Below are 23,759 nucleotides of genomic sequence, written 5' to 3' on the forward strand. Positions count from 1 at the left end.
ACGATCTGGCACGCGAGGAGACACCATGAAGATGCCGACCGCGCACCGGATCGCGCTGCTGTTTAACGGCAATAAAATCTACGACCGCGACATCATCGCGGGCATTGCCGCCTACCTGAACACCACGCGCGTGTCGTGGGACCTGTTCCTGGAAGAGGATTTCCGCTGCCGCCTGCCTGGCATCGAGCGCTGGCAGGGCGACGGCATCATCGCCGATTTCGACGATCCCGCCGTCTGCGCGGCGCTGGCGCACAGCCGCCTGCCCGTGGTGGCCGTGGGCGGCTCGTATGCGCGCGCCGAGGACTACCCGGCCGGCATCCCCTACGTGGCGACCGATAATTTCAAGATCGTCAAGCTGGCCTATGAACACCTGGTGGAAGCGGGATTGAGCCGCTTTGCCTGTTTCAGCCTGCCCGAGGCCGATGTCAACCGCTGGGCGCAGGAGCGCGAAACGGCGTTTTGCGCCTTGATGCAGCGCGACCACATGCGCGCCGATGTGTACCGGGGCGTCGCCACCAGCGCGCCCGCGTGGGACGAAGCGGTGGAGCAGCAGATCGCCTGGCTCAACAGCCTGGAAAAACCCGTCGGCATCATCGCCGTGAGCGACGCGCGCGCGCGCCAGCTGCTGCAAGCCTGCATGCACGCGGGCATCGCCGTGCCGGAGCAAGTGGCCCTGATCGGCATCGACAACGACCCGCTGGCGCGCATGCTCACGCGCATTCCATTGAGTTCCGTGATCCAGGGTACGGAGGAAATGGGCCGTACGGCGGCGCATTTGCTGCACCAGATGTTGAATGGCGCGCGCCTGTCCGGCACACGCATCCTGGTGCCGCCGGCCGGCCTGAACGTGCTCGCGTCCACGCGTCACCAGCCCTTCCAGCATCCGCAGGTGATGCAGGCGCGCCACTTCATCCGCCAGTACGCGTGCCAGGGCATCAAGACGGAGCAGGTGGCCGATTACGTGGGCGTGTCGCGCTCCTCGCTCGAAGCGCACTTCCGCCAGGAACTGGGGCGCAGCGTGCACGATGAAATCCTGCATTTCAAGCTCGATGCGGCCAAGACCCTGTTGGCGCGCGGACCGGGGCAGGTGGCCGAGGTGGCCGTGCGTTGCGGCTTTACCACGGTGCAGTACATGCATGCCGTCTTCAAGCGCGAACTCGGTTGCACGCCGCGCGAATTCCAGCAGCGCAGCCAGCCACCGCCATGACGATTTTTACCTTGCACAATGCGCGCGGCATGCGCGTGGCCATCGACGCGCACGATGCCAGTGTGCGGGCCTGGTGGGCACCTGACCGCTATGGCCGCCTGGCCGATGTGCTGGGCGCGGCGCCCCCTGCGGCGCGTGCGCCCACGGGCTGGCAGTGCGCGCCGCCGGACGACGGCCACTTGCTGCTGCACCTGGCGCAAGACGGCCTGACGGTGCGCCTGGCTTACCGGCTCGACGACGATGGCAGCCTGCACCTCGATTGCGCCGCCACGGCCGAGACCATTTCCCGTTTCGCGCTTGCCGCGCCCCGCTTCAATCTGCAGGGGCATCATGCCGCCGTGGGTGACCATGTGCTGCGCCTGGCCGCCGATCACTACTCGCCTGGCGGCTGCGCGGACGGCTCTCCGCTCGATGTGGCGGGCAGCGCCTTGGACTTTCGCCAGCCGGCGCCGCTCGCATCGCGCCTGGCCTGGCCGGCGCTGGTGAACTTGCCGGGATTCGGGCATGACTTTTACTGGACAGGCTGCGGCCAGCTGCGCGAAGCGGCACGGGTTGCCGATCCCGCGTCGGGCCGGGTCTTGCGTTTTTCCAGTAGCCAGGACAGCTGCCATCTGTATTCCGATGCGCGCTGTTTTTCCCTGCTGGCGCGGGGCGTGCAATTGCAGCCGGGACAGGTGATGCGCTTCACGCTCGCCTACCGTTTGGGCGTGCAGGATATTGACGCGTTTGACATATCCGAACCGGTATCAATGATGTCAAATAAGTGATTGGTCAGATATGCGGGGCAGTTCTACCATGGGGTAGTTTTTCCCTCATTTATTTTTGTCCTGACCGACGCTGCGAACCTGCCCATGAACATACTCACCATCGATGCTGGTACCACCAATACGCGTACCTTGCTGTGGCGCGCAGGCGCCGTCGTCGCCCAGGCGCAGCTGGAAACGGGCGTGCGCAATACCGCCATCGATGGCCATAACGGTGCGCTGAAACAGGCGCTGCGCGACACCATCGCCAGCGTGCTGGCCAGCGCCGGCATCGCGCCGTGCGAGGTGGACCTGGCGCTGGCCTCGGGCATGATCAGTTCGCCCATGGGCGTGCAGGAAGTGCCGCATTTGCCGGCGCCTGCCGGCCTGGCCCAGCTGGCGCAAGGCATGCAGACGGTGGACTTGCCCGACGTGCTGGCGCAGCCCCTGTGGCTGATCCCCGGCGTGCGCAACCAGCATGGCGCCGTCGGCCTGCATAACGTCGAGGCGATGGACATGATGCGCGGCGAAGAGACGGAAGTCGTCGCGCTGCTCGAGCGCTTGCAGTTGCGCGGCGCGGCGACCCTGATCATGCCCGGTTCGCATACCAAATTGATCAGCGTGGACGAGCAGCGCCGCATCCTCGGCTGCAGCACCACCATCGCGGGCGAGCTGCTGCAGGCGATCACGCAGCACACCCTGATCAAGCAATCGGTCGAAGGCGGTTTTGCGCAGACCCTGGTGCCGAAAATGCTGCTGGCCGGCGCGGCCGCGGCGCAAAAAACGGGACTGGCGCGCGCCTGCTTCAGCGTGCGCACCCTGGGCCAGTTCAGCGCCGTCGAATGCAATGAGCGGGCCAATTTCCTGATGGGGGCTGTCCTCAGCGGCGACCTGCTGGCACTGCGCAACAGCACCGCCATCCAGATGCGGCCCGATACGCCGCTCGTCATTACCGGCAAACCCATGTTGCGCCAGGCGCTCGGGCTGCTGATCGAAGAACACGGATTTTTTTATGGCAAGCGCATCATCGTCGACGACCAGCAGCAAGAGCATCTGGCCGGTCACGGTGCGCTGCTGATCGCCGCCGCGCGCGGCTTGATTTCCCCGCAGGAGACAGTATGAGTGACAACAAGAACAAGCGTCCCTTGCGTTCGCAGTCGTGGTTTGGCGGCGACGACAAGGACAGTTTTATTCACCGCAGCTGGATGAAGAACCAGGGCTATCCCGGCGACGCTTTCGATGGCCGTCCCGTCATTGGCATCTGCAATACCTGGTCCGAGCTGACGCCCTGCAATGGCCATTTTCGCGACCTGGCCGAGATGGTCAAGCGCGGCGTGCTCGAAGCGGGTGGTTTTCCCGTGGAATTTCCCGTGATGTCGCTGGGCGAGACGAATCTGCGCCCGACGGCCATGCTGTTTCGTAACCTGGCCAGCATGGATGTGGAGGAATCGATCCGCGCCAACCCGATCGACGGCGTGGTGCTGCTGACGGGCTGCGACAAGACCACCCCGGCCCTGCTGATGGGCGCGGCCAGCGTGGACTTGCCCACCATCGTGCTGTCGGGCGGTCCCATGTTGAACGGCAACTATCGCGGCAAACCGATCGGCTCGGGCACGGACGTGTGGAAGTTTTCCGAAGACGTGCGCGCCGGACGCATGACCTCAAACGAATTCAAGCAGGCCGAATCGTGCATGTCGCGCTCCGCCGGCCACTGCATGACCATGGGCACGGCGTCCACCATGGCCAGCATGGTCGAGGCGCTGGGCGTGACCCTGCCCGGCAACGCGGCCATTCCCGCCGTCGATGCGCGCCGCAAGCTGCAGGCGCAACTGACTGGCCGGCGCATCGTCGACATGGTGCATGAAGACCTGAAACTGTCGCAGATCCTCACGCGCGACGCGTTTGAAAACGCCATCATGGTCAACGGCGCCATCGGCGGCTCGACCAATGCCGTGATCCATCTGCTGGCCATTGCCGGGCGCATCGGCGTGGACATGCGCCTGGCCGACTGGGACCGCCTGGGCCGCGACATTCCCTGCCTGCTCAACCTGATGCCGTCGGGCCAGTACTTGATGGAAGATTTTTACTATGCGGGCGGCCTGCCCGTGATCATCCGCGACTTGCTGGGCACATTGCATGGCGAGGCGCTTACCGTCACGGGCGCCAGCATGGCCGTCAACGTGGCCGAGGCGGAAAATTTCAATCCCGAGGTGATCACGCCGCTGGCGCAGCCATTCAAGGACGAGGGCGGCATCGCCGTCCTGCATGGCAACCTGGCGCCGCGCGGCGCCGTCATCAAGCCTTCCGCCGCTTCGCCGGAATTGATGCAGCACCGTGGCCGCGCCGTCGTCTTCAACAGCATCGAGCATTATAAAAAACGCGTCGACGATCCCGCCCTCGATATCGATGCCAGTTGCGTGATGGTGCTGCAAAATTGCGGCCCGCAGGGCTATCCGGGCATGGCCGAAGTGGGCAATATGGGACTGCCGAAAAAACTGCTGGAGCAGGGCGTGCGCGACATGGTGCGCATCTCGGACGCGCGCATGAGCGGCACGGCCTACGGCACGGTGGTGCTGCACGTGGCGCCGGAAGCGGCCGTGGGCGGCCCGCTGGCGCTGGTGCGCGATGGCGACATGATTGAACTGGACGTGGCGGGACGCCGTTTGCACCTGGACGTCGACGAGGCCGAGCTGGCGCGCCGGCGCGAAGAGTGGCGCGTACCCGAGCCGGCCATGAAGGGCGGCTACCAGTCCATGTACATCAAGCACGTGACGCAGGCCGACGAAGGCGCGGACCTGGATTTTCTCGTCGGCTGCCGCGGCTCGGCGGTTCCTCGCGAATCACACTGAAAACAAGGAAAAATGATGGGGACACGGGCCCAATTACTGGTCGATGCGCAGAATTTCCTGGGCGAGGGCGTGCGCTGGTGCGAACGCAGCGGCCGCGTTTTCTGGACGAATATCGAAGGTTGCCAGCTGCATGCGCTGGTGCTGGCCACGGGCGAACGCCAGAGCTGGGCCATGCCCGAGCGTCTGGCGTGCTTCGCGCTGACGGACAGCGACGAGGTGCTGCTGCTGGGACTAGCCTCGCGCCTGGCGTGGTTTGACGCGCGCAGCGGGGCCGTTACGCCCTTGCACACGGTGGAGGGGGACTTGCCCATGACCCGCCTGAACGATGGCCGCTGCGACCGCCAGGGACGCTTTGTCTTCGGCACGCTCGATGAGCGCCCCTGCCGCGATGCGATCGCCAGCTTTTACCGCCTCAACCTGGACTTGAGCCTGGAGCGCTTGCCGCTGCCGCCCATCGCCATCTCGAACAGTATCTGCTTCAGCGTCGATGGCACGGCCATGTATTTTTGCGATTCGATGAAGAAGGCGATCTACCGCTGGGACGATTACCTGGGGGGCGACGCCAGCCGGGTGCGCGTGTTTGCCGTGCTCGATCCAGGCCCCGGCGCGGCCGACGGCGCCACCATCGATGCGTACGACCACTTGTGGAGCGCGCAATGGGGTGCGGGACGCGTATTGCGCTTCGCGCCGGACGGCAGCGTCGAGCGCGCGATTACCTTGCCCGTCTCGCAGCCCAGCTGCGTGAGCCTGGGCGGCCCGCACTACGACGAATTGTTCGTCACCACTGCTCAGGAGAGTTTGACGCCGGCCCAGCTGGCGAGCGAACCGCTGGCCGGGGGATTGTTTCATGCGCGCCAGCCTGGCTTGCGCGGTTTGCCGGAAGTGCGCTTTGGCGCCCTGCCGGGCTGACAGGAGAGAAAACATGCAAAAGCACACGGTTTTTGAGGGCATTATCGAGCGGGGCATGGTCGGCATCGTGCGCGCCCCTTCGGCGCAGGCGGCGCTGCAGATCGCCGAGGCGTGCATTGCCGGCGGCATCACGGCGCTGGAAGTGGCGTTCACCACACCCGATACCCTGGGCGTGCTGCGCACCCTGCGCGAACGCCATGGCCATGACGTGCTGCTGGGCGCGGGCACGGTGCTCGATACGGAGACGGCGCGCGCCGCCATCCTGGCCGGCGCGCAGTTCATCATCTCGCCCGGCGTGAACGTGGAAACCATCACGCTGTGCCAGCGTTATCAGGTGCTGGCCATGCCGGGTGCGATGACGCCGACGGAAATCGTCACGGCCCTGCAGGCGGGCGCCGACATCGTCAAGGTCTTCCCCGCCGAAATGTTCGGCCCCGCCTACATCAAGGCCCTGCGCGCACCGTTGCCGCAAGCGCCGTTGATGCCGACGGGCGGCGTGACGGTGGAAAACCTGCATGCATGGTTTGCCAGCGGCGCCGTGGCCGTGGGTATCGGCGGCAGCCTGAGTGGCCCGGGCGCCACCGGCGACTATGCGGCCGTGACGGCGCGTGCGCAGGCCTTCGTGGCGAAGATGGCAGTCATACGCAAGGCTAAGTCTTCTGGCTAGCTCCCGCCGGGCCTGGAATCTGCTACGCTAGGCGGGCAATGTCGCACGCCTACCTATCGTAAAACATGTCCAACATCGCCCGCATCCTCAAAGACAGCCGCATCATCGCCATCGTCGGCATGTCCGACAAGCCCGAACGCGCCAGCCACGAAGTGGCCGATTACCTGCTGCAGCATGGCTACCGCGTGTTGCCCGTCAATCCGGCCCTCGCCGGGCGCGACGTGCTGGGCCAGCGCGCCTATGCCACCCTGATGGAGGCTGCGGCGGCCGTGGCGCCGGCGCGCATCGATATCGTCGACTGCTTCCGCAAGTCCGAGGATATCCTGCCCATCGCCGAGGAAGCCATCGCCGTCAAGGCAGGCTGTTTGTGGCTGCAGCTCGATATCATCAACGAGCAGGCGGCGCAACTGGCACGGGCGGCTGGCTTGGACGTGGTGGTGGACCACTGCACAAAAATTGAGCACCGCAAGCTGGCGGTGGCGGCATGAAGGCGCGCACGCAATTTCGCGCCGGCCAGGGATTCGAGTTGAACGAGGAATTCGCCGGCAAGCGCCTGCTGGGCGCCGCCACCAAGGCGGCCAACAAGAAGCTGACGCCAGCCCAGTGCAAGGCCCTGGACCGCGAGGAAACCGTGGCGCTGACGGCGCAGATCGCCGAGTGCCAGAGCATGCTGTATGCGCAGCACAAGAAAAAAGTGCTGCTGGTCCTGCAGGGCATGGATACCTCGGGCAAGGATGGCACGGTCAAGGCCATCTTCAGCAACATCAATCCGATGGGCATCCGCGCCGTGGCTTTCAAGGGCCCCACCGATATCGAACTGGCGCACGATTACCTGTGGCGCGTGCACCAGCACGTGCCCGTCAAGGGCGAGATCGCCATCTTCAACCGCAGCCACTACGAAGATGTGCTGATCACGCGGGTGCAGGACATGATCGACAAGGCCGAGTGTCAGCGCCGCTACGCGCAGATCCGCGATTTCGAGCGCATGCTGAGCGAAACGGGCACCGTCATCCTGAAAGTCTTCCTGCATATCTCGAAGGACGAGCAACGGGGACGGCTGCAGGAACGGCTTGACGATCCCGACCGCCAGTGGAAGTTCGACCCCAACGATATCGCCCAGCGCAAGAAGTGGGATGGCTACCAGCGCGCCTATGAAACGGCGATCCGCGAGACCGATGCCGATCACGCGCCGTGGTACGTGGTGCCATCGAACTCCAAGACGCAGCGCAACCTGGTGGTCGCCTCGCTGCTGCTGGAAACGCTGCAGGGCATGAAGCTGGAATACCCGGCGCCGGACCCGAAACTGTCGTCTTTCAAGGTCGAGTAGAGCTGAGGGCAGTTCAGCGCTGCGCCTGCGGAATCGGCCGCGCTGTGGCATAGTATCCCTCGTCGATAATTCAAACCAGACCGGAGATCCATATGCTGCAGTTGAAAGATCCTACCTTGTTGCGTCACCAGGCTTACGTGAATGGAGCCTGGGCGGATGCCGATGGTGGCCAGACGATTAATGTGAGCAATCCCGCCACCGGCGAGCATATCGGCACGGTGCCCCTGATGGGCGCAGCCGAGACGCGCCGCGCCATCGAGGCGGCCAATGCCGCCTGGCCTGCCTGGCGCAAGAAGACGGCCAAGGAACGCGCGGCCGTGCTGCGCCGCTGGCATGACCTGATCCTGGAAAACGCCGACGACCTGGCGCTGATCATGACCACCGAGCAGGGCAAGCCCCTGCCGGAAGCGAAGGGCGAAGTGCAGTTCGGTGCCTCGTTCATCGAGTGGTTTGCCGAAGAAGGCAAGCGCGTCGCTGGCGACACCCTGCAATCGCCGTGGCCGGACCGCCGCCTGGTCATCACCAAGGAACCGATCGGCGTGTGCGCCGCCATCACGCCGTGGAACTTCCCCGCCGCCATGATCACGCGCAAAGTCGGCCCGGCCCTGGCCGCCGGCTGCCCGATGGTCCTGAAGCCTGCCGAAGCGACGCCGTTTTCCGCGCTGGCGCTGGCCGTGCTGGCCGAGCGCGCGGGCGTGCCTGCGGGCGTGTTCAGCATCGTTACGGGTGCGCCGAAAGACATCGGCGACGAAATGACCTCGAACCCCATCGTGCGCAAGCTGACGTTTACGGGCTCGACACAGGTGGGCCGTTTGCTGGCGGAACAGTGCGCGCCGACGATCAAGAAACTCTCGCTGGAACTGGGCGGCAACGCGCCGTTCATCGTCTTTGACGACGCCGACCTGGATGCGGCCGTGGAAGGCGCCATCGCCTCGAAATACCGCAACGCGGGCCAGACCTGCGTCTGCGCCAACCGCCTGTACGTGCAGGACAGCGTGTATGACGCGTTTGCCGAAAAACTGGTGGCCGCCGTGGCCAAGCTGAAGGTGGGCAATGGCATCGAGGCGGGCGTGACGCAAGGCCCGCTGATCGATGCCAAGGCTGTGGCCAAGGTGGAAGAGCACGTGGCCGATGCCTTGGCCAAGGGCGGTCGCCTGCTGGCCGGCGGCAAGCGCCATGCGCTGGGTAACGGCTTCTTCGAGCCGACCATCATCGCCGACGTGACGAACGACATGCGCGTGGCCACCGAGGAAACTTTCGGCCCGCTGGCGCCCCTGTTCCGCTTCAAGACGGACGATGAAGTGATCGCCCTGGCCAACAATACGGAATTTGGCCTGGCCGCCTATTTCTATTCGCGCGACATCGGCCGCATCTGGCGTGTGGCCGAAGGCCTGGAAACGGGCATGGTCGGCGTCAATACGGGCCTGATCTCGAACGAGATCGCGCCCTTCGGCGGCGTCAAGCAATCGGGCCTGGGCCGTGAAGGGTCGACCTACGGTATCGAGGACTACCTTGTCATCAAATACATCTGCATGGGCGGTATCTAAGGCCGCTTAACGTGAGCCGCGGCGCGATCTAGGATGCTTGATTAAATCTACTGCGCGGCGCGCTTTCTGGCCTGCGATGCTCGCTGCCTCGGCGGCCCCGTACTCAGTACAGCTGCGCTTCTTAGCCAGAAATCGTTGCCGCTCGCTACGATTTTCTCAAGCATCCGTTACGTCTGTTATCGACGGCTGTTGCGAGCCGATCCTAACCTGTCCAGCATGCCCTTGACCGCTTGCATCTGCGTGCCGCTCTTGCGGTAGAAATCCGGGTCGATCGGATTGATGCTGGTGTAGCCCCAGAAATCCCAGCAGCCTTTCGGGTTGTACGGGTAGACGGGGCTCGGTTCGGCCTGCGGATACAGCACGATGATCTTGTTGGCGTCCGCCACCTGGTTGTAGCCGGTGCTGGTATAGAAGCGGTCGCCGATCGCCTGCGTCGTTTGCAGGCAGCCGTGGAACACCACGTGCACGCGGCAGCTCTCGCTGTCGCAGGCTTTCGGGATGTAGGCGTAGCCCGTATTGTTCATGCTGGAGTACGCGTTCTGGATGAAGCTGCGCTGGTTGAAGGCGATCAGCTTGCCCGTCAGGGTGGTCGACGACGGTTGCAGGTCCGGGTACAGGTGCTGCAGGATGTCGCGCGCCTGCACGAAGTCGCAGTCATTGATGAAGGGCGAGTCCGTCACGGCGCACGGCTTGTCCTGATTGTTGTCTGTGATGATGGCATGGCCCGCACCGACCGTATCGACGAAGCGGATCTGCGCCGCCGGCGTGCCCGCCAGTTGATAGAATTTTTCCACCTGCTCCACTACCGGCCGCGTCACGGTCTGGTCTTTCGTTCCGCTGAACAGATACACGCGCTGGCGTTTCAGGTTGGCCGTGTCGTCGATGAGACGGGCGCGTGCAAAATCGTTCGCTGCGCGCAGCAATTCGCTGGCCACGGGCGGCGCCACCTGTGCGCTGCCCGGATTCATGCACGTGGTCAGGGCATTCGTCAGGTAGGGAATGTAGGGAAAGCGGCCCGGCTGGCCCGAGCAGAAATACGGGCCGCCGGCGATGATGCCGGCGCCGGCCACCGTGGCCGAGTAGGCGACGGCAAATTGCGCCGCCATGAAGCCGCCCGAGGACAGGCCCGACACGGTGGTCTGGCTCAGGTCGGCCTGGTAGGCGGGCAGGGCGGCGGCATCTTTGCTCGCGGCGGGCTTGACGGCTTTGGCCGCCGTGGCGGCGTGCGCGCTTGCTGGCGCCAGGACGAGCAGGCTGGCGGCCAGCAGGGTGGTGGTTAATGTGGTCAGGTGCGCGCTCAGGTGCGGGAAGGACATGGTGACTCCACAAGGCAAGGGCAGGAAGGCCGAGCATAGGTAAAAAAACTGTGCGTTGGGCAAGTACTGCACGGTCGTTGATGTCGCTCAAGCTATCGCTGTTGTTGTGGCCCTCATGCGCGTGGGCGGCGTTTGGCATAGAATGGTTTTTTTCCGTTCAACCATGGTGCCCTTCATGTCCAAGACCCTTGCCCAGCTGTTTGCGCTGACCACCCTTGCCGCCGGCGCCAGCCTGGCCATGCCGGCCCATGCCGCCGACACCGCGCCAGTTGCTGCCGCGCCAGCGGCCTGTCCCACCATCCTGAAGCAGACCTTCAACCGTTTGCAGGATGAGGCACCGCAAAACCTGTGCCAGTACGCGGGCAAGGTCGTGCTGGTGGTGAATACGGCCAGTTATTGTGGTTTTACCAACCAGTATGAAGGGCTCGAAGCGCTGTACGCCAAGTACGGCAGCAAGGGCCTGGTGGTGCTGGGCTTTCCGTCGAACGATTTCGGCAAGCAGGAGCCCGGCAACAGCAAGGAAATCGCCGATTTCTGCTACAACACCTATGGCGTGAAGTTCCCCATGTTCGCCAAATCGGCGGTTTCCGGCCCCGCGCCGAATCCGCTGTACGTGGACCTGATCAAGCAGACGGGCAAGACGCCGGCCTGGAATTTCCATAAATACCTGATCGACCGCCACGGTAAAGTGGTGGAAAGCTTCCCCAGCAAGGTGACGCCGGACGACAAGAAACTCGTTGGCGCGGTGGAAAAAGCGCTGGCGCTGTAAGTTGCCGACACACAAGCAGGCCTGCGCGCCTGCTTTTTTTAATGCCGCGCTTGTCGTATTGCCATCATTGTCCTAAGCTGGTTGTTCGCGTTTGTCACAACAGAGGAGAACATCATGGCGTATGTCGATGGATTTGTGGTGCCCGTACCGAAAGCCAAGCTCGATGCTTACCTGGCCATGTCGCGTAGTTGCGGCGCCGTCTGGCGCGAATATGGCGCGCTGGAATTTCGCGAATGCGTGGGCGACGATGTCAAGCCGGGCAAGCTGACCTCGTTCCCGCAGGCGGTGGACTTGCAGGATGGCGAAGTGGTGGTGTTTTCCTGGATTGTGTATGAGTCGCGCGCCAAGCGCGATGAAATCAACGACAAGGTCATGAAAGACCCGCGCCTGGCCGAGATGATGGATCCGGCCAAGCTGCCGTTCGATGGCAAGCGGATGATCTATGGCGGCTATGAAATGCGCATAGATGCTTAAAGGATAAGCTTGGCCGGCATGGCCCCGCGCAGCGCATTGCACACGACGATCGCCTCGGCCCGCGCCAGCATGGCGCGCGTGATGACGGTTTCCCGCGCATCCCAGACGGGGTCGGCCAGCATGGCCGCGCGCTGCACGCCGGGCAGCAGGCCGCATGACAGCGGTGGCGTGTGCCAGCGGCCATCGAGCCGGACGAAGACGTTGCTGCGTCCACCCTCCGTCAGCTCACCCCGCTCGTTAAAGAACAGCATGTCGAAGCCGCCTTGCGCCTCGGCCGCGCGCCAGGCTGCGTCGTAGCGCGCGCGCACGCTGCTCTTGTGGCGCAGGAACAGGTCGTCGGCAGTCGTGGCGTCGGGCGCGAGCAGAATGTTGACTGTCTCCGGCAAGGCGCTGAGGGCACCGCTTTGCGTCGTAAACTGGCCATCCTGGCGCAGCGTCAGGCGCAGGCGGAAGGGGGCATCGTCGGCGCGCGCCGCGCAGGCCGCCTGCAGCGCGGCGCGGGCAGCGTCCGCATTCCAGGCAAAACCGAAGTAGGCGCAGGAGGCGGCCAGGCGCGCCAGGTGCCGCTCCTGCTGGCGGCAGCCATCGTCGCGGCTGGCGTGCAAGGTCTCGAACAGTTCGAAGTCGTTCGTGAGGCCCGTGAGGAAGCGGGCCTTGAGCTGGCATTCCGCAAATTCCTCGTGCGGGTCGCTGTCAAGCACGATGCCGGCGCCCACGCCCATTTCGCCGCGCCGGATGCCGCCAGGTCCAGCCGCTTGCAGGGCCAGCGTGCGGATCGGCACGGACATGCAGAAGTCGCCCACGGCGTGAGCGGCGCCAGCGTTTGGTGGATCGAACCAGCCGATGGCGCCCGTATAGATGCCGCGTGGTGCGGGTTCCAGTTCGGCGATGATTTCCATGGTGCGCCGTTTCGGCGCGCCCGTGATCGAGCCGCACGGATACAAGGCCTGGAAGATGTCGGCCAGGCTGGCGTCGCCGCGCAGGCGCGCCTGCACGGTGGAGGTCATTTGCAGCACGCTGCTGTAGCGCGTCACCTGGAACAGGGCCGGTACCTTGACGGAGCCCGTGACGGCGATGCGGCCGATGTCGTTGCGCAGCAGGTCGACGATCATCAGGTTTTCCGCGCGGTTTTTCGGATCATGGGCCAGGGCGGCGGCGCGGCGCACGTTTTCTTCCATTTGCTCAGGCGGGGCGGCCGGCGCCGTGCCTTTCATGGGACGCGCCATCAATTCGCCTTGCGCATGGCGCACGAACAGTTCCGGTGACAGCGACAGCAGGGCGCGGCCATCGGGCAGCATCACCAGCGCGCCATACGGTACGGGCTGGCGCGCGCGCAGCCGCGCATACAGGGCCAGGGGCGAACCGAAGGCGTCGAAGCGCAAACGATACGTGTAGTTGACTTGATAGGTGTCGCCGGCCACGATGTAGTCGTGGATGCGCTGCAGCGCGCGCGTGAATTCGGCTTGATCCACATTTGCGTGGATAGCGGCCACGCCGGACGGCGCGGTATCCACGCGTGCGTCCAGCCACTGCTGCACCTCGTCTTGCGACAGCTGCGTGCAATGCTCAAAGACGAGCACTTGCGCCAGCGGCGGCGCGCCGGGGCCGGCCGCGCGCGGCGGCATGGCCAGCAAGTGCGCGCCCAACTCGTAGCTGCACACGCTGACGGCGTACTGGCCGCGTTCCAAGGCCCCTTGCAGCCCTTCGAGCAGGGCCGGCCACTGCTCCCCCTCGGTGCACTGCAAGACCGCCGCCAGGCCCGTGTACATGCGCGAACCGGCGCCGGGTGTGCTGGCGTCGTCGAGCAGGGCGAAACAGTCGGTGTGCATGGGGACAGCTGCGGCGATGACTTACCCCAGCAGCATGGCGATTTGCAGCGCCGCTTCCTGGGAAGGATTGATCTTGAAGCCGCTCTTGGCGTAGCGGTGCCAGCGTCCGATGACGAAGCTGACGATCAGGGTGGCGCGCGCCGCCACTTCGCTTTCCTTGCCATGGCCTTCGGCGGCGGCCACGCGCAAGGCCTGCTTGAGCGCCAGTTCCACGCGGTCGTAGAACTGGTTCATGCGCACTTGCAGGCGCTCGTCCTCATTTACCAGCGCATCGCCGATCAGCACGCGCGTCATGCCCGGATTGCTGATGGCGAAATTGAGCAGCATGCCGACGATGTCGCGCGTCTGCGTCATGCCGTCGCTGTGCTTTTCCGCGATCTGGTTGATCAGGCCGAAAACGCTCGACTCGATGAATTCGATCAGTCCTTCGAACATTTGCGCCTTGCTGGCGAAATGGCGGTACAGGGCCGCTTCCGACACGGCCAGTCTGGCCGCCAGTGCGGCAGTGGTGATCTTTTCGCCTTTCGGCTGCTCCAGCATTGCGGCGAGGGCCTGAAGAATTTGTAGCCTGCGTTGGCCCGGCGGTGTGCTTGCCATATTTTCTCTTGTCGTTAAAAAAATGCTGCCTTGATGGGGCGTTCCGTCACCGCCGCTAGCGGTGCGTCTTCCGGCGTCAACCGGAAGCCCAGGAGTCCCCTTCAGCGCAGACGGTGAAGGCGGCGTGCCAAATGCCGGACAGATTTTACTTTGACATCGACGTAAGCGGGGCGATTTAACGCTCTGGGCAGCTTTGCCACGCCGATCGGATCGGCCATTTTCAGGTATTGCGTGACCCAGGCCGTGCGCAAGCCCAGTCTTTTTGCGCCCTTCAGGTTGGCCAGGGTGTCTTCCACCAGGATGCAGCGGCCAGGGCGGATCTGGTGCTTGCGCATCAGTTTGCGCAGCATCAGGGTCGATGGCTTGGGCCGCAGCTGGCGGTGCACGTGCATCGCCTCGATGGCGATATGCTGCGCAAAGTGCCGCTGCAGGCCCAGATGGCGCATCACGTCGCTCGAGTAGCGCAGCGGCGCGTTGGTGAGTAAAATTTTACGGCCAGGCAGGCGTTTGAGTAAAGCCCCCAGCCCCCGCTCGGCGCGTATCATGGCGCGCAAATCGTCGAACGCGTGCGTCTCGTGGAGGAAGTGCGCTGCCTGCACCTGATGGTGCTTGACCATGCCCAGCAAGGTGGCGCCATAGCGGCGCCAGTAGGCCGCGCGCGCCGCATTGACGATGGCGTCGTCGGCCGGCGTGACGCCATCGCCCAGCACGCGGGCAATATACGTGTTCATATTGGCCGTGATGGTGGGGAAGATGGCGTGCGAGGCATTGTGCAGCGTGTTGTCGAGGTCAAACAGCCAAACCGGCGACGAGCGGATAAGATGGGACACAGGCACAGGAGTCTTTGCTAGCGAGAGAAGATGAAAAATTCAACAATCAGGAAAACCATGCGACGCCAGATTATAGTGATGTTTTGCGGATTATTCTTGCTGCCGTTGCCGGCGGCCTTCGCCGAAGTGCCGCCCGTGGCGCAAAACCGGGGCGCCCTGTTCAAGGTGCAGGACGCCGGCCACACCCTGTATTTGTTCGGCACCATCCACGTCGGCGCCCCTGATTTTTATCCGCTCGAGCCGACGGTGACGCAGGCATTGGAAGGCGCCGGGGCGCTGGCGCTGGAGATCGATCCCGGCGCCGACCCGCGCGCCGCCCTGGGCGCCGTGCTGAAATACGGCATGGAGGCGCCGGGCAGCCAAGTGCCAGCCGACTGCCGCCAGACCCTGGCGCCGCGTCTGGCGCCGTTGTTGCAAAAATACGGTATAGCGCCCGAAGCGGTGGCGCCGATGAAACCGTGGATGCTGGCCAGCATGCTGGCCATCGGCGAGTTTTCCACGCTCGGCTACCGCTCTGACCTGGCGGTCGACAATTATCTGTCGCAGCAGGCCAAGGCGCGCAAGATCCCCGTGCTGGAACTCGAGTCGATGGAAGGCCAGCTGGCGCTGTTTGGCGCCATGACGCCGCTCGAGCAGTGCCGCTTCCTGGAAGACGGTGTGGCCTCGATCGAGGACCAGGAACAAAGTCAGGAAGCGCGCGAGATCGCCAACGCCTGGCGCACGGCCGACGCGGCCGCCTTCGACAAGCTGGCCGCCAAAGCCGCAACAGACCCGTCGTTTTCCGCGCAGTTCGTGCAAAAGGTGTTGTTAGATGGCCGCAACCCGGCCCTGGCCGACGGCATCGCGAAACTGCTGGCGCGCGAAAAGCACAGCCTGGCCGCCATCGGCGTGCTGCATCTGGTGGGAACGAAAAGCGTTCCGGATCTATTGCGTCAGAAGGGCTTGAAGGTCGAGCGGATTTATTAGTTTTAACGACAGCAGGAAGAATAGATGACGCTAGCTCCGCCGCGCAAAACACGCGGCAGAGCAGATGGAAAAGTGTTCAGGGTAAGGCGGACTGACGAAGACAGTACGCATGTACGGCGAGGAAGGACAACGCCGCCATGGACATTTTTTCAGCTGCGGGGAGATATAGTTGGTGCCCTTGACGTGGATCGAACACGTGGCCTCTCCCTTACCAAGGGAGTGCTCTACCACTGAGCTACAAGGGCAAATTAAAAGCGGCGCCAGGTGATCTGCGCCGCCAAACTACTCGCTGTGATGCATTGCGATTTTTTTAGTGCGAACGGATCATAGTACCAAAAGCCTGCTCGGTCAACACTTCCAGCAATAATGAGTGTTCGATGCGGCCATCGATGATGTGCACCGTGTTCACGCCGGACTTGGCGGCGTCGAGCGCGGACGAGATCTTCGGCAGCATGCCGCCCGAGATCGTGCCATCGGCGAACATCTCGTCGATTTCGCGCGCGGACAGGTCGGTCACCAGGTTGCCCTGCTTGTCCTGGACGCCAGCGATGTTGGTCATCATGATCAGCTTTTCCGCTTTCAGGATTTCCGCGATCTTGCCCGCCACCACGTCGGCGTTGATGTTGTAAGCCTGGCCATCCTGGCCGAAACCGATAGGCGAAATGATGGGAATGAAGGCATCGTCCTGCAGCGCCTTGACGACGGCCGGGTTGATCGCATCGATCTCGCCGACAAAGCCGATGTCGAGGAATTCGCCCGGATGTTCGCGGTCCGGCATCTGCATCTTGCGTGCGCGGATCAAGCCGCCATCCTTGCCCGTCAGGCCGACAGCCTGGCCGCCGTAATGGTTGATCAGCATGACGATATCCTGCTGCACTTCGCCGCCCAGCACCCACTCCACCACTTCCATGGTTTCTTCATCGGTGATACGCATGCCTTGCACGAAGGTGCCTTGCTTGCCGATTTTTTTCAGCGCGTTGTCGATCTGCGGTCCGCCGCCGTGCACTACCACCGGGTTCATGCCGACCAGCTTGAGCAGGATGACGTCGCGCGCGAAGCCGTGCTTCAGGCGTTCGTCCGTCATGGCATTGCCACCGTACTTGATGACGATGGTCTTGCCATGGAAATTGCGAATGTAGGGAAGGGCCTCGGCCAGAATCTGCGCCTTGATTTGTGGCGACACCGCCGTCAAGTCGTCATTCATGTCCAGGTTCAAGTTAGCTAGTTGATTCATGGCGAGTCCGGAAAATAGATTGGTGAGATTTTACAGGGAAGAAGAAAATCTTGGCGGCATTATAGGGCGATCTTGTTGTATTTTCCCTGATGATCCTATAGTCTGGTCCGATATGTTCCCCATCCAGCCTTTTTACTGCCAGTTACATCTGCGTCGCACCCCGGTGCAGCACGACACACACTTGCCAATTCAGACACAGCCATGAGCGTATGCACCCGCTGCGGCGCCACCTTCCAGTGTGGCCAGACTGACCCGCAGGCCAGCGGACCATGCTGGTGCATGGCCCTGCCGCCGGCCGTTCCCGTGCCCGGCAGCGCCGCCGTGGGCTGCTGGTGCCCCGCCTGCCTGCAAGAGCGCATCGCCGCCGTGACGCCTCCGGCAGCTACGCCGGCCAAATAAACGCCTCGGCGCACTTTTTCCTTTGCAATAAACCTTGCATTCCGTAGGGGAATACGTTCAGACTTCAATTTTTAAGAATTTCTTATAGGAAAGTTATGCGCTTCAGGGATATCCGCATCGGCGTGCGCATTAATGCCGGTTATGCCATTTTGATCGTGCTGATGCTGGTCGTCATCGTCCTGGCGGGTAGCCGCATCTATGCCATCCGCGCCGAGACCGACGATATCCTGCAGCGCGACTGGGTCGCTGCCAAGGCCACCAGCAAGATCCATGGGCTGGCGCGCGAGGCGGCTACGCGCATTGCCAGCCTGCCGAACCAGCACGAATTGGCACGTCGCCAGGCGAATCAGGCGCACCTGGAAGCGATCAAGCAAGGCATCGATGAACAGGTGCGCATCCTCGATGGTCTCGATGCGCGGCCGGAAGAACGGCGCCTGCTGGAACAGATGCACCTGGCACGCGCCGACTACTATGTTTCGCTCAAGACGATGTTTGAATTGGTCGAGCGCGGCGAAGATGCTGCCGCGGAGCTGGCCATGCGGACGCAGACCTTGCCGGTGCTGGAAAAAGTGCTGCTGTACGTGGGCCAGCTCGATGACTTGCAGCAGCAACTGATACGCGACAGCGCGGCCAGGATACGCAACGATATCGATACGTCGCTGATCCTGATGGGCGGCATCGGGCTGGCAGCCCTGTTGATCGGCCTGGCCTTTGCCTGGTCGGCGCGTTCGATCACGCGTCCGCTGGGCGAGGCGGTGGCGATCGCTACGCGCGTGGCCAAAGGCGACTTCAGTTCCGTCATCGAAGTGACGTCGCGCGATGAGACGGGCGAATTGCTGCAGGCGCTGAAAAACATGAGTACCAACCTGGCCGTCGAGCAGGATCTGCGGCATGCCGTCGAAGTGGCCGAGGATGCGACCAAGATGAAGTCGGACTTCCTGGCCAATATGTCCCATGAAATTCGCACGCCGATGAACGGCATTATCGGCATGACCCACCTGGCGCTGCAGACGGAACTCACGTCGACCCAGCGCAACTACCTGGAAAAGGTGGAATCGGCTTCGAAGAACCTGCTGGCCATTATTGACGACATCCTCGATTTCTCGAAGATCGAGGCGGGCAAGATGGCCTTTGAAAAAGTCGATTTTTTCCTCGAAGACGTGCTGGCGCAGATCGCCGACCTGTCCGTGATGCGGGCCCAGGACAAGGGGCTCGAACTGCTGTTCGACATCGCCCCCGACGTGCCGAACGCATTGCAGGGCGATCCGCTGCGCCTGGGCCAGGTGCTGATCAACCTGACCAACAATGCCATCAAATTTACGGACAAGGGCGAGATCGTCGTCAGCATCCGCTTGCAGCAGCTGGAAGAGCACGCGGCGGTGCTGCGCGTGGATGTGCGCGACACGGGCATCGGCCTGACGCCGCCCCAGCGCAGCAAATTGTTCCAGGCATTTACCCAGGCCGACACGTCCACCACGCGTCACCATGGCGGCACCGGCTTGGGGCTGACCATCAGCAAGCGCCTGGTGGAAATGATGGAAGGCGAGATTGACCTGGTCAGCGAAGCGGGTGTGGGCAGCACCTTTTTCTTCACGGCCCGCTTCGGCCTGGCCGCCGTGCCGCGCGACAGCCTGCCAGTGCCGCCGCAGTTCCAGGGCCTGCGCGTGCTGGTGGTCGATGATAACCCCAGCGCGCGTGAAATCTTCGTCAGCATGCTGACGGCGCTCGGTTTCGATGCGCGTGCCGTGTTTGGCGGCGTGCTGGCCATCGGCGCCGTGGCGCAGGCGCGCACCGAGGGGCGCCCGTACGGGCTGGTGCTGATGGACTGGAAAATGCCGGGCATGAACGGCCTCGATACGCTGGCCGGCATCCGTGCCGATGCTGCCGGCATCGATGCGACGCCGGCCTGTATCATGGTCACGGCTTTCCATCGCGAAGCGCTGCTGGAGGCGGCACGCCAGCGGGAATTGCCGCTCGATGGCGTATTGAACAAGCCGGTCAGCGCCTCGACCCTGCTCGACCAGATATCGTTCGTGTTTGGCGGCGTGACAGGGCAGAGTCGCAAGACGCAGCGCCAGAGCAGCTACCGCGACGACGAACGCGCCCTGCGCGGCGCCTGGTTGCTGCTGGTGGAGGATAATGAGGTGAACCAGGAAGTGGCGCAGCATATTCTCAACGACGCCGGCATTCGTGTCGACATCGCGAGCAATGGCGCCATCGCGCTGGCGAAGATCGAGGAAAACGCCTATGACGGCGTGCTGATGGATTGCCAGATGCCGGTGATGGATGGCTACCAGGCCACCCGCAAGCTGCGCCAGGATCCCCGTTATTCGGATTTGCCTGTGATCGCCATGACGGCCAATGCCATGGTCGGCGACAAGGAAAAATGCCTGGACGCCGGCATGAACGATTTCATCGCCAAGCCGATCGACGTGGCGCAGCTGTTCGGTACCCTGGCGCGCTGGATCGCGCCGGCTGCGCCGCAGGAAATGACGGTGGTGGTGGCGCAGCCGGAAGCGGAGCTGCCCGTGATCGCCGGCCTGAAAATGGCGGAGGCCATGCGGCGCGTGGGCGGCAATGCTACTTTGATGCGAAAATTGCTGGATCGTTTTGTGGAAACCCAGTTCGATGCCATGCAGCGCATCGTCGCCGCCATCGAGAACAATCAGCTCGAGACGGCAATCCGGGAAGCGCATACCCTGAAGGGCCTGGCCGGCAATATCGGCGCCGGTGGCCTGGCCGACAGTGCGGCGCGGGTCGAGCATTTGCTCAGCCTGGGATCGCATGACGGCTTGCCGCAGGCGCTGGCGGCCTGCACCCTGGCGCTCGACGAACTGGTGCCGAAGATCGTGCTGGCCATGCAGTCGCGCAGCAATGTGCCCGAGCCGGGCAACGCCGTAGTGGCGCCGGTGGACCGGGCACACCTGGAGGCGGGCTTGCGCGAACTGTCGCAACTGCTGCAGCAGGACGATGCGCAGGCCGTCAAGCATCTCGATTGCATCGGTCCCGTGCTGGTCGCGGCCGGACAGGGGGAACATGCGCGCCAGTTGAAGCGCATGCTGGGACAATACGATTTCGAAGGTGCGCTGGCGCAGCTGGGCGAGGTGGCCGATGCGCTGGAGCTGACACTGTGACAAGGATAACTATGCAGAGCGAAGGACGGGCATGAGAGCGTCAGCAAGCAAGCCAACCATCCTGGTAGTCGACGACACGCCAGACAATATCGACCTGTTGCGCGCAGTGCTGGAAGACGATTACCGGACCAAGATCGCCGTCAATGGCGAGCGCGCCCTGAAAATCGCCGCCGGCGGCGACCAGCCCGATCTGATCCTGCTCGACATCATGATGCCGGGCATGAGTGGCTACGACGTGTGCCGCGCGCTGAAGGCCGATCCCGCCACGGCCGGCATACCGGTGATTTTTGTGACCGCCATGAGCGAAGTGGCCGACGAGCAGCTGGGCCTGGCCCTGGGCGCCGTCGACTACATCACCAAGCCGATTTCGGCGCCCATCGTGCTGGCCCGCATCCGGACGCAGCTGGCGATGAAGCAGATGCAGGATTTTTTGCGCGACCAGAATCATTACCTGGAAACGGAAGTGGAGCGCCGGGTGCAGGAAGTGGCGGCGCTGCAGGACGTCACGATACACGCCATGGCGTCGCTGGCCGAGACGCGCGACAGCGAGACGGGCAACCATATCCGCCGCACCTCGCACTACCTGAAGGCATTGGCCGAGAAAGTGCGCGGCCTGCCGCGTTTCCGCGATTTTTTGACGGACAAGAATATCGAACTGCTGTTCAAGACGGCGCCGCTGCACGACATCGGCAAGGTGGGCATCCCCGACCATATTTTGCTCAAGCCGGGACGTTTCGAACCACACGAAATGGCCATCATGAAGACGCACACCACCCTGGGGCGCGACGCCATCCTGGCGGCCGAACACGAGCTGGGCATCGAGGTCGATTTCCTCAAGTACGCGAAAGAGATCGCCTACAGCCACCATGAAAAATGGGATGGCAGCGGTTACCCGCTAGGGCTGGCAGGCGAAGACATCCCGATTTCGGCGCGCCTGATGGCGCTGGCCGACGTGTATGACGCCCTGATCAGCCGGCGCATCTACAAGCAGGGCATGGAGCATGCACAGGCCGTGCAGATTATCGTCGAGGGGCGCGGTTCGCACTTTGACGCCGAGATCGTCGACGCCTTCCTGCAGATCCAGGACCAGTTTATCGCCATTTCCAATCGCTATGCCGATGGCGTGTGCGAGATCGCCGACAAGCAGCGGCAGATCGCGCCATACACCGAAAATATCAGCTGACGGTCTTGAAGAAGCGCAGCATCTCTCGGCTGGCGTCCGGGCCTTTTCCGTCCGTGTAACTGCCATTATTGCTGCCGCCGGACCAGGCATGGCCTGCGCCGTGGATGACCCAGTGTTCGCCCAGCGGCGAGCCATCGGCCTGGCTGTGCGTGGTGCGCGTGTAGCGGTGGCCATTCGGCACGCTGCCGTCGATGGAGTCGGCCTTGGCCGCCTTGCCGCCCGCCTGGCTGCGCACGCCCTGGGCGATCAGTTCATCGCCATTGCGCGGGTTGACGGTGGTGTCGCGGTCGCCATGGAAAACGATGATGGGCACGCCCCCCGCCGGCGCCTTGCGCTGGGCATTGGGCATGGCGCCGCCCTTCATGGCGGCCAGCGCCGACGGCAAGTCCTGCGCCGAGGCGAAGGGCAGGCCCGAATGCACGCCGACGGCGGCAAACAGGTCGGGGTACAAGGTGCCGACGATGACGGCCATGGCGCCGCCCGCCGACAGGCCTGCGACGAACACTTCGCGTTCATTTACCGGGTAGTCGTCGATCACTTGCCGCGCGATGCCGGCGATCAGCGACGGTTCTCCCTGGTCGCGCTGCTGGTCGATGGCGTTGAACCAGTTCCAGCAGCGCGAACTGTTCGCGCCCTGCGTTTGCGCCGGGTAGACGACAAAACATTCTTTTTCCTCGGCCAGCGCATTCATCTGCGTGCCGGCCGCGAAGTCGTCGGGATTTTGCGTACAACCGTGCAGCATGACGATCAGCGGCATGGCCTGGCCGTGGTAGCTGCTGGGGATATACAGTTTGTAGGAGCGCGTGCCCGCATGGTTGCGGTATACGCCGTCGATGAACTGCGCGCCAGCGGGGAGTTCCGCCGGCGTGGTGGCCGGCGCATTGAAGCCGGGCGGATGGAAATTCGGCATCTCGAAGCTGGGCATGTCGAAGCTGTGCTGGCCCAGGCCGGCGGGCACGCCCAGGCGCGCCATGAAATCCTGCGCGAAGTCCTGCGCCGCCTGCGCGGGCGTGGGTGGTGCGGCAGGCGTTTCTGGCGCGGCGGCAGCTTGCGGCTGCGCGCCCGCTGATGGTGGCGCGGGTGGTGGAGGATTAATGTCGCGCATGGGCTGCGGTGGCGGCGCTTGCGCGGATGCTGCCTGCGGCGCCAGGCCGGCCGCGGCCAGCGCCTGCTGGATGGCTTCGGTGGCCGCGGCTGGACCGCTGCCCATCAGATTGCGGGTTGCGGCGCGCATGTGCGCCAACATGTTGATAGGTAGTTTCATGACCATCCTTAACGGTGCCGCGCATCGGCCGGGTCATCGCCGCGAACCAATACGCTAGTGAATTCGCCCTGCGAGCGCCGTCTTGACGACGGTGCTGGCATGCAGGGCACCTAATACGAAAATCGACTCGATGGTGGCCAGTGCCAGTTCCACGGAGACGTCGCTGGCGATGCTGGCCAGTCCCAGCACCTGTATCTGCAGGCGCTGGCCGGCTGCCTGGATCGCCTCCAGGTCGGCGCGCGAATAATGTTGCATGCCCAATACCAGGCTTTTACGGGCGACGGTTTGTTTCACCACGTCGGCGTGGATACCCAGCTGGTTGCGTATGGCCGTACGGATCAGATCCGTGCGGTTGGAATAAAATCCCTCCTGGACCAGCAAATCGATCTGCCCCAGGTCGATCAAACCGAGGTTGATCGTGATTTTCTCGGATTCCCCAATTTTGGGCTTGCTGTCTTGCTTGGCCATATCTCTCCAAAAACTCCACGTGGCATCCAATTGCCATCTGTATGGAT

22 protein-coding genes and 1 tRNA gene are annotated in these 23,759 nt (G+C 63.6%); 15 read left to right on the forward strand and 8 right to left on the reverse strand.

All coding sequences use genetic code 11. The annotated features are described in order from the left end of the window. Positions 1-25: 25 nt before the first annotated feature. The 9 genes from ACP7EG_RS08320 (at position 26) to gabD (ending at position 9,249) form a co-directional block, all read left to right on the forward strand. Positions 26-1,207, forward strand: a complete 1,182-nt coding sequence (locus ACP7EG_RS08320; protein WP_426087266.1) for a XylR family transcriptional regulator — start codon at positions 26-28, stop codon at positions 1,205-1,207. Next, entirely contained in the window at positions 1,204-1,974 is a 771-nt protein-coding gene (locus tag ACP7EG_RS08325) for a hypothetical protein (RefSeq protein WP_426087267.1), read from the forward strand. The genes ACP7EG_RS08320 and ACP7EG_RS08325 overlap by 4 nt, the downstream gene beginning before the upstream one ends. Positions 1,975-2,058: 84 nt before the next feature. Beyond that, entirely contained in the window at positions 2,059-3,072 is a 1,014-nt protein-coding gene (locus ACP7EG_RS08330) for a 2-dehydro-3-deoxygalactonokinase (protein ID WP_426087268.1), read from the forward strand. Continuing rightward, complete coding sequence (araD, locus tag ACP7EG_RS08335; RefSeq protein WP_426087269.1) at positions 3,069-4,799, forward strand: L-arabinonate dehydratase; 1,731 nt, start codon at positions 3,069-3,071, stop codon at positions 4,797-4,799. The genes ACP7EG_RS08330 and araD overlap by 4 nt, the downstream gene beginning before the upstream one ends. A 15-nt stretch (positions 4,800-4,814) precedes the next feature. Further along, a complete protein-coding gene (locus tag ACP7EG_RS08340) occupies positions 4,815-5,708 on the forward strand; it encodes an SMP-30/gluconolactonase/LRE family protein (RefSeq protein WP_426087270.1) in 894 nt (297 codons plus the stop codon). A gap of 13 nt (positions 5,709-5,721) precedes the next feature. Beyond that, the gene (locus ACP7EG_RS08345; protein WP_426087271.1) at positions 5,722-6,375 is read left to right on the forward strand and encodes a bifunctional 2-keto-4-hydroxyglutarate aldolase/2-keto-3-deoxy-6-phosphogluconate aldolase; all 654 of its coding nucleotides are present in this window, start codon (positions 5,722-5,724) and stop codon (positions 6,373-6,375) included. A 65-nt stretch (positions 6,376-6,440) separates the two neighbouring features. Continuing rightward, positions 6,441-6,863, forward strand: a complete 423-nt coding sequence (locus ACP7EG_RS08350) for a CoA-binding protein (protein ID WP_426087272.1) — start codon at positions 6,441-6,443, stop codon at positions 6,861-6,863. Further along, positions 6,860-7,702, forward strand: coding sequence for a PPK2 family polyphosphate kinase (locus tag ACP7EG_RS08355; RefSeq protein WP_219134088.1), 843 nt, complete (start codon positions 6,860-6,862; stop codon positions 7,700-7,702). Before ACP7EG_RS08350 ends, ACP7EG_RS08355 begins: the two co-directional genes overlap by 4 nt. A 92-nt stretch (positions 7,703-7,794) precedes the next feature. Continuing rightward, the gene (gene gabD, locus ACP7EG_RS08360; protein ID WP_426087273.1) at positions 7,795-9,249 is read left to right on the forward strand and encodes an NADP-dependent succinate-semialdehyde dehydrogenase; all 1,455 of its coding nucleotides are present in this window, start codon (positions 7,795-7,797) and stop codon (positions 9,247-9,249) included. 176 nt (positions 9,250-9,425) lie between these two features. Here the strand turns inward: gabD and ACP7EG_RS08365 are convergent, their stop codons facing one another. Continuing rightward, positions 9,426-10,565, reverse strand: coding sequence for an extracellular catalytic domain type 2 short-chain-length polyhydroxyalkanoate depolymerase (locus ACP7EG_RS08365; protein WP_426087274.1), 1,140 nt, complete (start codon positions 10,563-10,565; stop codon positions 9,426-9,428). A gap of 175 nt (positions 10,566-10,740) precedes the next feature. On the opposite strand from ACP7EG_RS08365, the gene ACP7EG_RS08370 reads away from it, so the two are divergent. Both ACP7EG_RS08370 and ACP7EG_RS08375 read left to right on the forward strand, forming a co-directional pair. Beyond that, on the forward strand, positions 10,741-11,334 hold the full coding sequence (locus ACP7EG_RS08370; protein WP_426087275.1) for a glutathione peroxidase: 594 nt from the start codon (positions 10,741-10,743) through the stop codon (positions 11,332-11,334). A gap of 114 nt (positions 11,335-11,448) precedes the next feature. Beyond that, positions 11,449-11,808, forward strand: a complete 360-nt coding sequence (locus ACP7EG_RS08375; RefSeq protein ID WP_096233010.1) for a DUF1428 domain-containing protein — start codon at positions 11,449-11,451, stop codon at positions 11,806-11,808. On the opposite strand, the gene pabB is transcribed toward ACP7EG_RS08375, so the two are convergent. The 3 genes from pabB to ACP7EG_RS08390 form a co-directional block, all read right to left on the reverse strand. Beyond that, positions 11,805-13,637: an aminodeoxychorismate synthase component I gene (pabB, locus tag ACP7EG_RS08380; RefSeq protein ID WP_426087276.1), complete on the reverse strand. Its 1,833-nt coding sequence runs from the start codon at positions 13,635-13,637 to the stop codon at positions 11,805-11,807. The genes ACP7EG_RS08375 and pabB overlap by 4 nt on opposite strands. A gap of 21 nt (positions 13,638-13,658) precedes the next feature. Continuing rightward, positions 13,659-14,234 (reverse strand): nucleoid occlusion factor SlmA, encoded by a 576-nt coding sequence (gene slmA, locus ACP7EG_RS08385; protein ID WP_086144344.1) that lies wholly within the window; start codon positions 14,232-14,234, stop codon positions 13,659-13,661. Between the two features lie 101 nt (positions 14,235-14,335). Then, on the reverse strand, positions 14,336-15,070 hold the full coding sequence (locus ACP7EG_RS08390) for a pyrimidine 5'-nucleotidase (protein WP_426087277.1): 735 nt from the start codon (positions 15,068-15,070) through the stop codon (positions 14,336-14,338). 90 nt (positions 15,071-15,160) lie between these two features. Between ACP7EG_RS08390 and ACP7EG_RS08395 the strand changes: the two genes are divergently transcribed. Continuing rightward, on the forward strand, positions 15,161-16,030 hold the full coding sequence (locus ACP7EG_RS08395; protein WP_426087278.1) for a TraB/GumN family protein: 870 nt from the start codon (positions 15,161-15,163) through the stop codon (positions 16,028-16,030). Between the two features lie 170 nt (positions 16,031-16,200). On the opposite strand, the gene ACP7EG_RS08400 is transcribed toward ACP7EG_RS08395, so the two are convergent. Next, positions 16,201-16,275 (reverse strand) — tRNA-Thr (locus tag ACP7EG_RS08400). 65 nt (positions 16,276-16,340) lie between these two features. Next, positions 16,341-17,234, reverse strand: a complete 894-nt coding sequence (gene argB / locus ACP7EG_RS08405) for an acetylglutamate kinase (RefSeq protein WP_010393729.1) — start codon at positions 17,232-17,234, stop codon at positions 16,341-16,343. A gap of 231 nt (positions 17,235-17,465) precedes the next feature. Between argB and ACP7EG_RS08410 the strand changes: the two genes are divergently transcribed. The 3 genes from ACP7EG_RS08410 (at position 17,466) to ACP7EG_RS08420 (ending at position 21,980) form a co-directional block, all read left to right on the forward strand. Beyond that, positions 17,466-17,663, forward strand: a complete 198-nt coding sequence (locus tag ACP7EG_RS08410; protein ID WP_071079972.1) for a cysteine-rich CWC family protein — start codon at positions 17,466-17,468, stop codon at positions 17,661-17,663. Positions 17,664-17,758: 95 nt separating this feature from the next. Beyond that, the gene (locus tag ACP7EG_RS08415; protein ID WP_426087279.1) at positions 17,759-20,797 is read left to right on the forward strand and encodes a response regulator; all 3,039 of its coding nucleotides are present in this window, start codon (positions 17,759-17,761) and stop codon (positions 20,795-20,797) included. Between the two features lie 31 nt (positions 20,798-20,828). Continuing rightward, a complete protein-coding gene (locus ACP7EG_RS08420; protein ID WP_426087280.1) occupies positions 20,829-21,980 on the forward strand; it encodes a response regulator in 1,152 nt (383 codons plus the stop codon). Here ACP7EG_RS08420 and ACP7EG_RS08425 read toward each other — a convergent pair. Both ACP7EG_RS08425 and ACP7EG_RS08430 read right to left on the reverse strand, forming a co-directional pair. Next, positions 21,973-23,244, reverse strand: a complete 1,272-nt coding sequence (locus tag ACP7EG_RS08425) for an extracellular catalytic domain type 1 short-chain-length polyhydroxyalkanoate depolymerase (protein ID WP_426087281.1) — start codon at positions 23,242-23,244, stop codon at positions 21,973-21,975. The two genes, ACP7EG_RS08420 and ACP7EG_RS08425, sit on opposite strands and share 8 nt — an antisense overlap. Before the next feature lie 54 nt (positions 23,245-23,298). Then, positions 23,299-23,712, reverse strand: coding sequence for a CopG family transcriptional regulator (locus tag ACP7EG_RS08430; RefSeq protein ID WP_034783786.1), 414 nt, complete (start codon positions 23,710-23,712; stop codon positions 23,299-23,301). Positions 23,713-23,759: the final 47 nt, after the last annotated feature.

The organism is Janthinobacterium sp. PSPC1-1 (genome assembly GCF_049897625.1).
In the GTDB taxonomy this organism is placed as follows: domain Bacteria; phylum Pseudomonadota; class Gammaproteobacteria; order Burkholderiales; family Burkholderiaceae_D; genus Janthinobacterium; species Janthinobacterium tructae.

What these genes read in the sequence shown, in the direction of transcription:
- ACP7EG_RS08320 (WP_426087266.1), top strand. Translation starts at nt 26, where the DNA reads ATGAAGATGCCGACCGCGCACCGGATCGCGCTGCTGTTTAACGGCAAT.
- ACP7EG_RS08325 (WP_426087267.1), top strand. Translation starts at nt 1,204, where the DNA reads ATGACGATTTTTACCTTGCACAATGCGCGCGGCATGCGCGTGGCCATC.
- ACP7EG_RS08330 (WP_426087268.1), top strand. Translation starts at nt 2,059, where the DNA reads ATGAACATACTCACCATCGATGCTGGTACCACCAATACGCGTACCTTG.
- araD (WP_426087269.1), top strand. Translation starts at nt 3,069, where the DNA reads ATGAGTGACAACAAGAACAAGCGTCCCTTGCGTTCGCAGTCGTGGTTT.
- ACP7EG_RS08340 (WP_426087270.1), top strand. Translation starts at nt 4,815, where the DNA reads ATGGGGACACGGGCCCAATTACTGGTCGATGCGCAGAATTTCCTGGGC.
- ACP7EG_RS08345 (WP_426087271.1), top strand. Translation starts at nt 5,722, where the DNA reads ATGCAAAAGCACACGGTTTTTGAGGGCATTATCGAGCGGGGCATGGTC.
- ACP7EG_RS08350 (WP_426087272.1), top strand. Translation starts at nt 6,441, where the DNA reads ATGTCCAACATCGCCCGCATCCTCAAAGACAGCCGCATCATCGCCATC.
- ACP7EG_RS08355 (WP_219134088.1), top strand. Translation starts at nt 6,860, where the DNA reads ATGAAGGCGCGCACGCAATTTCGCGCCGGCCAGGGATTCGAGTTGAAC.
- gabD (WP_426087273.1), top strand. Translation starts at nt 7,795, where the DNA reads ATGCTGCAGTTGAAAGATCCTACCTTGTTGCGTCACCAGGCTTACGTG.
- ACP7EG_RS08365 (WP_426087274.1), bottom strand. Translation starts at nt 10,565, where the DNA reads ATGTCCTTCCCGCACCTGAGCGCGCACCTGACCACATTAACCACCACC.
- ACP7EG_RS08370 (WP_426087275.1), top strand. Translation starts at nt 10,741, where the DNA reads ATGTCCAAGACCCTTGCCCAGCTGTTTGCGCTGACCACCCTTGCCGCC.
- ACP7EG_RS08375 (WP_096233010.1), top strand. Translation starts at nt 11,449, where the DNA reads ATGGCGTATGTCGATGGATTTGTGGTGCCCGTACCGAAAGCCAAGCTC.
- pabB (WP_426087276.1), bottom strand. Translation starts at nt 13,637, where the DNA reads ATGCACACCGACTGTTTCGCCCTGCTCGACGACGCCAGCACACCCGGC.
- slmA (WP_086144344.1), bottom strand. Translation starts at nt 14,234, where the DNA reads ATGGCAAGCACACCGCCGGGCCAACGCAGGCTACAAATTCTTCAGGCC.
- argB (WP_010393729.1), bottom strand. Translation starts at nt 17,234, where the DNA reads ATGAATGACGACTTGACGGCGGTGTCGCCACAAATCAAGGCGCAGATT.
- ACP7EG_RS08410 (WP_071079972.1), top strand. Translation starts at nt 17,466, where the DNA reads ATGAGCGTATGCACCCGCTGCGGCGCCACCTTCCAGTGTGGCCAGACT.
- ACP7EG_RS08415 (WP_426087279.1), top strand. Translation starts at nt 17,759, where the DNA reads ATGCGCTTCAGGGATATCCGCATCGGCGTGCGCATTAATGCCGGTTAT.
- ACP7EG_RS08420 (WP_426087280.1), top strand. Translation starts at nt 20,829, where the DNA reads ATGAGAGCGTCAGCAAGCAAGCCAACCATCCTGGTAGTCGACGACACG.
- ACP7EG_RS08425 (WP_426087281.1), bottom strand. Translation starts at nt 23,244, where the DNA reads ATGAAACTACCTATCAACATGTTGGCGCACATGCGCGCCGCAACCCGC.
- ACP7EG_RS08430 (WP_034783786.1), bottom strand. Translation starts at nt 23,712, where the DNA reads ATGGCCAAGCAAGACAGCAAGCCCAAAATTGGGGAATCCGAGAAAATC.